Here is a 9,994-nt window from a genome sequence, read left to right on the forward strand (position 1 = left end):
AGGTCAGGCCGGCTGCTCCGTCGCCGCGCGCGTCGTCCGTGCCCAGCCCCCGCCGCGGCGCTCGATCGCCCCGGCCTCCTCGAAGGCGGCGAGCCACCCCTCCATGGGCCAGCTGCCCCAGCGCTCGGCGAACACCCGCCCGTTCCGGAGGATGTCGTCGAGGTGCTGCCACGGCGGCGAGGAGGTCGGGTGCCACTGGTGGTAGGCGTGCGCGCCGCCCACCCAGACGAGCGGCACCTCCGCCGCGTGCGCCGCGAACGCGAAGTCGGTGTCCTCCCCGCCGTAGCCCTCGTACTCCGCCGAGAAGCCGCCGACGCGGGCCCAGGTGTCGACGCCGAGCGCGAACGAGAGCGACCAGAACAGCCGGTGGTCGCCGTCGCGCGCGACGACGGTGCGGCCGGCGGGAGGCGCGGGCCGGGCCGCGTGCGGGCGCGTCAGCCCCGCGGGGTCACGGTCGAGCTCGGCGAGGCTCGCGCCCTCGGGCAGGTACGTGACGGGGCCGCAGAGCAGCGCGCCGGGGTGCCGGGCCGCCGCGGCCTCGTAGCCGCGGACGAGGTCGGGCCCGGGCACGCAGTCCGCGTCGAGGAACACGAGCAGGCTCGCCCCGAGCGCCCGGGCCGCCGCGGCGCCGCGGTTCCGGCCCTCGGCCAGCCGCAGGCCGTCCGGCCCCGGCGGGACGTGCACGACGACGGCGTCCTCCAGCCCCGCGCCCTCCGGGGCCGGGGACTCGTCGAGCCACACGACGACATGGGGCACCGGAGGCGCCAGCCGGCCCAGGCGGACCCGCTGGGCCCGCAGGTGGCCGAGCCGCGCCTCCGAGCACAGCGTCACGGCGACCGTCAGCGCTGCCACGAGGTCACCTCCGCGACGACGGCCGCGGCCCGGGCGGGCGCGCCCTCGACCTGCCAGGTCGACCAGTCGGGCGTCGTCGCCAGCGCCCGGTCGAGGAGGGCGGGCCACGCCTCGTCGGCCGGCCACCCGTCGACGACGACGGCGAGGCCGCGGTCGGCCAGCAGGCGCGCCGTCGCGCCCTGCTCGTCGAACGGGCGGCCCTGCGGCACGACGACGGCGCGGGCCCCGGCGGCGGCGAGGTCGGCCACGCTGTTCTGCCCGGCCGCCGTCACGACGACGTCGGCCGTCGACAGGAGCTCCCAGGGGTCGTCCACCCACGCGCCCGCCTCGCCGCCCAGCAGGGTCCACGAGGCGCCGGGGGTGACCGCCGCGGCGCGCGCGACGTCGTCGGCGAGGCGACCCGCGCCTCCGTCGCCCCCTCCCGGCAGCACCAGCACGCGCGGGCCCGCCGGGGCCGCGGGGCGCACCGCGCGGGGTCGACCGGCGAAGCGCGAGATGCCCCCCACCGTCCGGACGCGGTCGGCGGCGACGTCGAGGGCGGGGGAGGCGTGGAGGCCCGGCGCCCAGGGCGCGAGGACCCGCTCGGCGGCGCGGAAGGCGAGGAGGTGGGGCTCGTCGGAGCGGTCGCCCGGCTGGGTGACGACGACGGGCGGCACGCCGAGGAGGCGCACGAGCAGCGCGACCTCGACCGAGACGTCGACGACGAACGCCGCCGGCCGGTGCTCGGCGACCCAGCCGGCGATCGCGGCCAGCCGCCCGGAGTGGCCGGGGTGGTGCAGCGGGGCCCAGTGGAGCAGGCCCCGCACCGTCGGGGAGGCGTCGAGGGGGTCGAGGTCGGCGCCGTCGCCCGAACGGGGCGCGACGGGCTCGTCGTCGCGCGGCAGGAGCACCCACTCGGTGTCGGCGGGGAGGCCGGCGGGGGCGGGCAGGCTGCTGAACACGACCACCCGTGCGGTGAGGTGCGGACGGACGGCCGTGAAGCGCGTGACGTGGCCGGCCCCGTGGTGGTGGACGTACCAGCCGACGAGCGGCGGGGCGTCGCTCACGCGTCGGCCCGGGCGCCGGCGTCGGTCACGTCGAGGGAGTCGAGCGTGTCGACCGTGCCCGTGTCGACCGTGCCCGTGTCGACCGGGGAGGGCGACGACGTCGACGAGACGCCTCGGCGGGTCTCGACGAGCGACCGGTAGAGGCCCTCGAGCACGCCCGCGCGGTGCCGCAGCGACAGCCGGTCGACGGCGTCCTCGCGGATGCGCGCCCGGAACCCGGGGGTGCTCTGCGACTGCGCGGCGAGCCCCTCCGCGACGTGGGCCAGCGCGTCGGCGTCGCCCATGGCGACGAGGCCCGCTCCGGCCGACGAGCCGACGACCTCCGAGACGCCGCCGGTGTCGAAGGCCGCCACCGGCGTCCCGACGGCGAGCGCCTCGGCGATGACGAGGCCGAACGGCTCCTCCCACACGGGCGTGACGAGCGCGCAGGCGCTGCGGCCGACGAGGTCGGCGAGGCTGCGCTGGTCGAGCTCGCCGACGTAGCGGACCCGGTCGCCGAGGTGCGGCTCGACGGCCTCCTCGAACCAGGCCGCGTCGCCGACGCGGCCGGCGAGCACGAGGCGCCGACCGGTCAGCTGGGCGGCTGCGATCGCCAGGTCGGCGCCCTTCTCGGGCACGAGCCGCCCCGACCAGACGAGGTCGTCGCCGCCCGGCCCGAGCGGCCACAGGTCGGTGTCGACGCCGTTCGGCAGCACGAGCGACTCGACGCCCGCCGCCCGCCACTCCCGCGCCGTGTGGTCGCTGACGGCGAGGAAGGCGCTGCGCGGCTCGGGCCCGCGGGCGTGGTGCTCGAGCAGGTCGGGCAGCGTCGGCGTGTGCAGCGTCGACACGACGGGCACGCCGAGTCGGCCCGCCCACGAGAGGGGCAGGCCGTGCAGGCTGTGGTTCTCGACGACGTCGAACTGGCCGGCGTGCTCGGCGACCCAGGCCAGGGCCCGGTCGAGGGCGGGGAGCGCCCGCTCGAGGTAGCCGGCCGGGTACGTCGTGTCGGTCGCCTCGGCGGGATCGTCCCACACCACGGGCGGCAGGGTGAACTCGGTCGGCCCGCCCTCCAGGAAGTCGCTGCCCTCGGGGGCGCAGAGCACGACGTGGTGGCCGCGGGCACGGAGCGTCCGCACCTGGTTCCAGACCGACGACTCGAGCCCGCCGGCGTGCGGCTGGCGGATGGGGTACCGGAGCGGTGCGACGACGGCGATGCGGAGGGGCTCCCCGTCGCGGCCGGAGGCGTCGCCCGGCTCGGCGGCGTCCGCCCGGCCGCGCGGCTCCGGCGCGGAGGCGCCCGAGCGGTCGGCCGCCGAGCGGAGCGCGGCGGCGTAGGCCTCGTCGTGCGTCGCGGCCACCGTGCGCCGCTGCACCCGGCGCACGAGGCGCCGGCGCGCGACGAGCTCGGCCCGGGCGGCGCTGCCGGGACGGCCTCCCCGGCCGTCGGTCAGGGTGCGGAGGGCCTCGGCGAGCGTGGCGGGGTCGCCGGCGTCGAACGCTGCGAAGGAGTCCGGGTGCTGCTCGGCCGCGTAGCCGACGCGGGGGCCGGCGACGGGGACGCCGAGGTCCCAGCAGAGCTCGACCCAGCCGGAGTGGGTGCCGTGCCGGTAGGGGAGCACGGCCACGTCGAGGTCGGCGAGCGACGCGGCGAGCTCGTCGTCGGAGAGGCGGGGGTGCACGTCGAGGACGGCGTGGGGGTCCGACGCGACCAGCGCGGCCACGCGGGCCCGCGCCTCCTCGTCCCGCACGCGCTCGTTGAGGTCGACGCGGACGACGACGTCGGTGCCGTCGCGGCGCAGCAGCTCGGCCGCGGCCAGCAGCGTCTCGACGGCGCGGACGGCGTCGATGTTCGGCCGCAGGTCGCGGAGCGCCGCGCCGACGACCAGCGCGTCGGACGCCCGGCCGGAGGGCGCCTCGGCGTCGAGGGGCAGCAGGTCGGGGTGCGCGACGACGACGGCCTCGCGCCCCCAGCGCCGGGCCACCTCGGCGGCGGCTCCGGGCGTGAGGGTCAGGACGACGTCCGCGGCGGGCACCAGGAGGTCGAGCTGGGCGGCGTGGTCGCCCTGGTCGACGAGCTGGGGGTTCTCGAGGTCGTGGACGGTGTAGACGAGCGGCTTGCCGACCTCGCGCAGCGCGGCGACGACGCCCGCGAGGTGCTCGAGGGTGAACGACTCCGTGCCGAAGTGGACGTGCAGGAGGTCGAACTCGTCGGCGTGCGCCCGGACCCAGCCGGCGTCGACCATCACGGGGGGCCACCACTGGCCGGGGCCGGCGCCGGCCGGGGCCGGGTCGGCGAGGCGGACGACCGTGGCGGAGCGGTCCGCCGCGTCGAGCGCGCGCACGTAGGGGTGGGCGGCGGGGACGGACGCGACCCGGAGCAGCGGCTGCGGGGGAGCGACCCGGTCGTTCAGGGGATCGATGATCGTGCCTCCTCGGCGTGTCGTCTGGGGCGGGGCGGACGAGTCCGCAGGACCCTGCTGACGTCCGGGGGGCCGGTCGGTGTCGAGGAGGGGGTGAGCCGATGGGAGCGGCCTCCACGGACGCTAGTCCTCGGGAGGCTCTCAGGCCCTGTGTGCGTGTACCCCTCTGATCCGCGCCGGGCGGGAGGGCCCCGGACCCGGCAAGCTGGGGCTGCCCGCCACGACCGTCGCCGGCAGGAAGGCGACCCCATCGTGACCACCACCCCCGTCGTCGACGGCCGCACGCGCCACTACGGCGACTTCTACGGGCTCAGCGAGCCTGAGGGCGACGGCGCCGTCGCGCTCGTCGTCGGCAACTGCCAGGCGGAGTCGCTCCGCATCGCCCTCGAGGGAGGCGGCCTGCGGACGGTGCGGACGCCCGCCGTCCACGAGCTGGTCGCCACGGACCTCCCGCACCTCGCCCGCTGGCTCGCCCGGGCGGAGCTGCTGGTCTCGCAGCCCGTCCGCGACGACTACCACGGCCTGCCCCTCGGGACGGCGCAGCTCGCGGCGGCGCTGCCGGCGCGGGCCCGGGTCGTGCGGGTGCCCGTCATCCGGTTCGCGGGCCTCTACCCGGCCCACGCCATCGTCCGGCCGCCGAGCGACGCGTCGCTGGTGCCGCCCGTCGTCGAGTACCACGACCTGCGGCTCGTCGTGCGGGCCGCGGCGCGGGGCGGCGCCGTCGACGCGCCCTCGCCGCTGCCCCCGCTCCGGCCCGAGTCCGTGCGGGCGGTCGCCGAGCTCTCCCGGGCCGAGCTGCGCCGGCGCGAGGAGGCCCACGACGCCGTCGTCGTCTCCGACCTCTTCGACCGCCCCTCCTTCGCCCAGATGCGCACGCTCAACCACCCCGGCAACCCCGTCTGGCGCTCGCTGGCCGAGCGGGTCCGTCGTCGGCTCGCCCTGCCCGAGCACGAGGTCGACCCGGGGCGCCCCCTGCTCGACAGCGTGCACGCGCCCCGGGAGGCCGTCGTCGTCGAGGCGTTCGGCCTCGACGAGGCGCCGACCGACCACTGGGTCGTCGGTGGCCGCCGCGTCGAGGCGGCCGAGGTCGAGGAGGCGCACCTCGGCTGGTACGCCGACCACCCCGAGGTCGTGACGGCGGCGCTCGCCCGCCACGCCGACGCGCTGCGCCTGCTGGGGCTGTCGTGAGCGGCCCGGTGCCGGCGCCCTCGGCGCCCGGCTCCGCCGGCCTGCCGGCCCTCGTCGTCACCGACGACCCGCAGCACGGGGTCTCGACGTACGCCCGTCGCGTCGCCGAGGCCGTGGCGGCCCTGGTCGGGCGGGACCTCGCGGTCGGGCCCGACGCGCTCACCGGCACCGCGCCTCCGGCCCGGTCCCACCTCCACTTCACCGACCGGCTCTGGGGAGGGTCCCCCGAGGAGGCGGCCGACCGCGTCGAGGACCTCGCGCGCCGGACGTCGCTCACGGTCACCCTGCACGACCTCCCGCAGCCCTCCGACGGCGAGCGCAACCTCCCGCGGCGCGCCGAGTGCTACCGGCGCGTGGTCGAGGCGGCCGCGGGCGTCGTCTGCAACAGCCGGCACGAGGCGCTGCTGCTCGACGAGCACGTCCTCGACGGGGCGGGCGCCCGGGCGGCCGTCCTGCCCCTGGCCGTCGACCCCGTCGGGCCGGTGCCCGCGCCCGGGCAGCGCCCACGGCCGGACGGGACGGCGGCCGTCATCGGGTTCTTCTACCCGGGCAAGGGCCACGCCGAGCTCGTCGACGCCGTCGTCGAGCTGCGGGCCGCCGGGTCGGCCCTGCGGGTCGCGGCCCTGGGGCGCGCGTCGACGGGCCACGAGGCCGAGCTCGCCGAGCTCGTCGCCGGCGCCGCCTCCCGCGGAGTCTCACTGGAGGTCACGGGCTACCTCGACGACGACGAGCTGCTCGAGCGCTGCCGCCGGGCCGCGGTGCCCGTCGCCGCCCACCGCCACGTCTCGGCCTCCGGATCGATGGCGACCTGGATCGCGGCCGGGCGGCGCCCGCTGGTCCCCGACACGAGGTACTCCCGCGAGATGGCCGAGCTGCGGCCGGGCACCCTGACCCTCGTCGACCCCGACGACCTCGTGACGGCGTTGGCGGCGGCCCTCGCCGACCCCGCCTCGACCTGGCTCGAGCCGACGGCGGTGACGGCGCCCGGCCTCGCCGACGTCGCGGCGGCCTCGGTGCGCTGGTGGGCCGACGAGGTGGCCTGGTGACCGCGCGGCCGCCGTGGGGGCGGGGCCTGCCCGGCAACCGCTGGGACCTGCTCGACGGCGACCTCCCCGCGGAGCCGCCCCGCGTGAGCGTCGTCGTGCCCCACTACCGTCAGCAGGCCGAGCTCGACCGGACGCTCGCGGCCCTCGCCCGGCAGACGCACCCCGCCGACCGCCTCGAGGTCGTGGTCGTCGACGACGGGTCGCCCGAGGCGCCCGTCGTGCCGCCCGGCGTCGTGCTCGTGCGGCAGCGCGACGAGGGCTTCCGGCTGGCCGCCGCGCGCAACCTCGGCGTGCGGACCGCGACCGGCGACGTGCTCGTCTTCCTCGACGCCGACACGGCGCCCGAGCCGGGCTACGTCGCCGCGGTGACCCGGCTGCCGGCCCTCGCGCCCGAGGTGGTGGCCGTGGGGCGCCGCCGGCACGCCGACTTCGGCGGCGTCCCGGTCGACGCACCGGTCGAGGTCGCGGGGCCGGCCGCCGAGCTCCCGTCGCCCGCGTGGCTCGACGACGCCCACCGGGCCAGCCGCGACCTGCTCGACGCCGACGACCGGTCGTACCGCCACGTCATCGGGGCCGTCACGGCCTGCAGCCGGTGGCTCGTCGAGGAGGTCGGCGGCTGGGACGAGGGCTTCACCGAGTACGGGGGAGAGGACTGGGAGTGGGTCCACCGCGCCTGGCGGGGCGGGGCCGTGCTCGCGCACGTCCGCGACGCGGTCGCCTGGCACGACGGCCCGGACTGGGCCGGTCGCTCCGGCGACGACGAGGCCCGGCAGCGGCGTCAGAACGCGGAGACGATCACGCTCAGCAGGCTGGTGGCCGTGTCCGGCTCCCGCCCCCGAGCGCTGCGGGGGGGCGACGGGCCGGTCGACGTCGTCGTCCGCCTCGGCCGCGCCCTGTCGCCGGGGCGTGCCTTCCTCACGGCGGACTCCGTCCTGGCGGCGCTGCCGGAGGCGCGGGTCGTCGTCCCGAGCGAGGTCGCGTCGGCCGTCGGCGGCGACCCGCGCGTCGTCTCCGCGGCGGCGGTCGCCGAGCGGCCCGAGATCGTGACGGGTGCCCGGGTGACGGTCGACCTGCCTGGTGAGGTGAGGGTCCGGGACGGCGTGGCCCTCGTCCGGGCCGTGGCCGAGGTCGGCGTCGGCGAGCTGGGCACCGTCGAGCTGTGCGCCGTGGAGCCTGAGGACGGTGGGCGGGAGGGCGGCAGGGCCGACGAGGCCGGCGGAGCCGCGCCCGTCGTCGTCGCCCGCGTCACGTCCCGGCGGGCCGAGCTGCGGCGGGCGCGCTGGGAGCGCGACGACCTCTTCCGGACGGAGCGCCGCGCGGCCGACGGCCTCGAGCCCCTCGTCGGCGAGCCCTCCCTCGCGGCGTGGCTCGGCGGGTGGGGCTGAGGGGCAGGCACCGCACGGGCCTGCCGACGGCCCCGCGACTCCGTCGTTCCTGCTGGTCACACCGGCGAGCCTCCCCGGCCCGGCGTGCCGCCCGAGGTACCGTCCCGCCATGACCGACAGCGTGCGGACGGCCGAGGGCGACACCATCGTGGTGCCCGAGGCCGACGACGCGCCCCAGCGGCACCGCTCGACCTTCGTCGAGCCGGTGCCCCGCACGTCGCCCGAGGCGGAGGCCACCGCCCCGCCCGAGGCGACCGACCAGGAGCTCCGCCCCGTGACACCCACCCTGACGCCCGAGGCCCTCGCCGACCTGGAGCAGTCGCCCGTCGACCCCGAGCCGTCGCCCGCCGACCTCGACCCGACGGCGGTCGTCGAGCCGAGCGCCCCGGTGCGCGAGCCGCGTCCCGTCTCCGTCCCGTCGCACCGGGCCGACGTGCCCGCCGACGTCGTGCCGACCGACGCCGCCGAGCCCCGCCCCGCGAGCGTCGCGCGCCACTCCCTCGACACGTCGAGCATCACCCTCCCCGTCTTCGCCGAGCCCGTCGACCCGTCGCTGCCGCAGCCGCCCGAGCGCATCTCGCTCGACGACGACGTCCTCGTCCGCATGGTCGAGCGACGCCTCGACGACACGGCGACCGTCGACCTGATGGCCGTCGTCCAGGCCCAGATGGAGGCGCGCCGCCAGGAGGCCGCCCGCTTCGCCCGCTGGGCCGACGAGGTCGGCCGCATCGGCACCGACGAGGCCGCCGAGGCCCTCGAGCGCACCCGCCTCCGCTTCACCGGCGTCATCGACGTCGTCCTGCCCCTGACGCTCGCTCCGCGCGACGAGGTCGCCGTCGCCCCGGAGGTCTCGTCCGAGGCCGCCGAGCCCGCCGTCCTCGACGTCGCTCCTGCCCCCGAGGGCCCGCAGGTCGTCGAGGAGGCGCCCGCCGGCTCCCCGGCACCGGTCACGACCGCCGCCGCCGCCGAGGTCGCCCGCGCCGAGCCGGCTCCCGTGCCCTCCGACGTCGTCGCCGGCACCTCGGCCGCTGACGCCCCGGTCGCCCCCGTCGCCGTGGCCGCGCCCTCGCGACGCCCCCTCGCCCTGGCCGGCCTGGCCGTCGGCGTCCTCGTCGTCCTCGCCGCCCTGGTGCTCACGCTCCTCGACGCCGGCCTCCTGGTCTCCGCCGTCGTGGCGACCCTCTCGGTGCCGGTCGTCGGGGGCCTCGTGGCCACCGCGGCGCTCCGCGTCGCCTCGCAGCGCCGCCCGGGCGACGCCCGGCTCGAGACCCGGGGCCCGATCGCCGTCGTGGCCGCCGTCGTGCTCTCCGCCGTCGTCGGCCTCGGCCTGCTGGCCCCCTCGTCGGAGGCCCTCTCGTGGCAGGGCTACCTGCTCGGCGGCGCCCCGCTCGAGCCGGTCGTCGGCCTGCTCGTCGCCCTGGTCGCCGCGGCCCTCGTCGCGGTGGTCGTGGTCGCGTCCGTCGCCCTCGTCCGCCCGGCGGCCCGCGACTAGGCTGACGGGGTGTCCTCCCTCGCAGCCGTCTCCGCCGCCGTCGAGCGCCTCTGGCCCCTCGCGGGCGCCGAGTCGTGGGATTCTCCGGGCCTCGTGCTCGGCGACCCCGAGCAGCCCGTCCGGCACGTGCACCTGGCGGTCGACGCGGTGCTCGACACCGTCGACGAGGCCGTCGCCCTGGGCGCCGACCTCCTCCTGACGCACCACCCCCTGCTCTTCCGCGGCGTGACGACGCTGGCGGGCGACACGACCAAGGGCGCCGTCGTGGCCCGGCTGCAGCGGGCCGGGTGCGCCCTCCTCGCGGCGCACACCAACGCCGACGTCGTGCCCACCGGCACCTCGCGGGTGCTGGCCCACCAGCTCGGCCTCGTCGACCAGTCGCCGATCACGGCGGGCGCCCTCCCGGGCACCGGGCTCGGCGTCGTCGGGCGCCTCCCGCGCCCGACCAGCCTCGTCGCGCTCGCCCGCCAGCTCGGCGACGTGCTGCCGCCCACGGCCTCCGGAGTCCGGGTGGCCGGAGACGCCGACCGCGTCGTCGAGACCGTGGCGCTCTGCGCGGGCGCCGGCGACTCGCTGCTCGACC

8 protein-coding genes are annotated in these 9,994 nt (G+C 78.6%); 5 read left to right on the forward strand and 3 right to left on the reverse strand.

Annotated elements, in window-relative coordinates; genetic code table 11:
* Window positions 1-3: 3 nt before the first annotated feature.
* The 3 genes from ASF82_RS05580 to ASF82_RS15520 are packed head-to-tail and all read right to left on the reverse strand — an operon-like array spanning window position 4 to window position 4,222.
* Complete coding sequence (locus ASF82_RS05580; protein ID WP_235491164.1) at window positions 4-852, reverse strand: glycosyltransferase family 2 protein; 849 nt, start codon at window positions 850-852, stop codon at window positions 4-6.
* Complete coding sequence (locus tag ASF82_RS05585) at window positions 840-1,898, reverse strand: glycosyltransferase (RefSeq protein WP_056054468.1); 1,059 nt, start codon at window positions 1,896-1,898, stop codon at window positions 840-842. Before ASF82_RS05585 ends, ASF82_RS05580 begins: the two co-directional genes overlap by 13 nt.
* A complete protein-coding gene (locus ASF82_RS15520; protein WP_156369926.1) occupies window positions 1,895-4,222 on the reverse strand; it encodes a glycosyltransferase in 2,328 nt (775 codons plus the stop codon). The genes ASF82_RS05585 and ASF82_RS15520 overlap by 4 nt, the downstream gene beginning before the upstream one ends.
* A 330-nt stretch (window positions 4,223-4,552) precedes the next feature.
* On the opposite strand from ASF82_RS15520, the gene ASF82_RS05595 reads away from it, so the two are divergent.
* From ASF82_RS05595 to ASF82_RS05615, 5 genes are all read left to right on the forward strand, one after another.
* Window positions 4,553-5,488 carry a WcbI family polysaccharide biosynthesis putative acetyltransferase gene (locus ASF82_RS05595; RefSeq protein ID WP_056054471.1) on the forward strand — a complete coding sequence of 312 codons (936 nt, stop codon included), beginning with the start codon at window positions 4,553-4,555 and terminating at the stop codon, window positions 5,486-5,488.
* On the forward strand, window positions 5,485-6,534 hold the full coding sequence (locus ASF82_RS05600) for a hypothetical protein (protein ID WP_056054473.1): 1,050 nt from the start codon (window positions 5,485-5,487) through the stop codon (window positions 6,532-6,534). The genes ASF82_RS05595 and ASF82_RS05600 overlap by 4 nt, the downstream gene beginning before the upstream one ends.
* Window positions 6,531-7,919, forward strand: a complete 1,389-nt coding sequence (locus ASF82_RS05605; protein WP_235491165.1) for a glycosyltransferase family 2 protein — start codon at window positions 6,531-6,533, stop codon at window positions 7,917-7,919. Before ASF82_RS05600 ends, ASF82_RS05605 begins: the two co-directional genes overlap by 4 nt.
* 109 nt (window positions 7,920-8,028) lie before the next feature.
* Window positions 8,029-9,411 carry a hypothetical protein gene (locus ASF82_RS05610; RefSeq protein ID WP_056054476.1) on the forward strand — a complete coding sequence of 461 codons (1,383 nt, stop codon included), beginning with the start codon at window positions 8,029-8,031 and terminating at the stop codon, window positions 9,409-9,411.
* Between the two features lie 9 nt (window positions 9,412-9,420).
* The coding region (locus ASF82_RS05615; protein WP_235491166.1) for a Nif3-like dinuclear metal center hexameric protein at window positions 9,421-9,994 on the forward strand (574 nt) is incomplete at its 3' end.

This window comes from Frigoribacterium sp. Leaf164 (assembly GCF_001423665.1).
Lineage (GTDB): Bacteria > Actinomycetota > Actinomycetes > Actinomycetales > Microbacteriaceae > Frigoribacterium > Frigoribacterium endophyticum.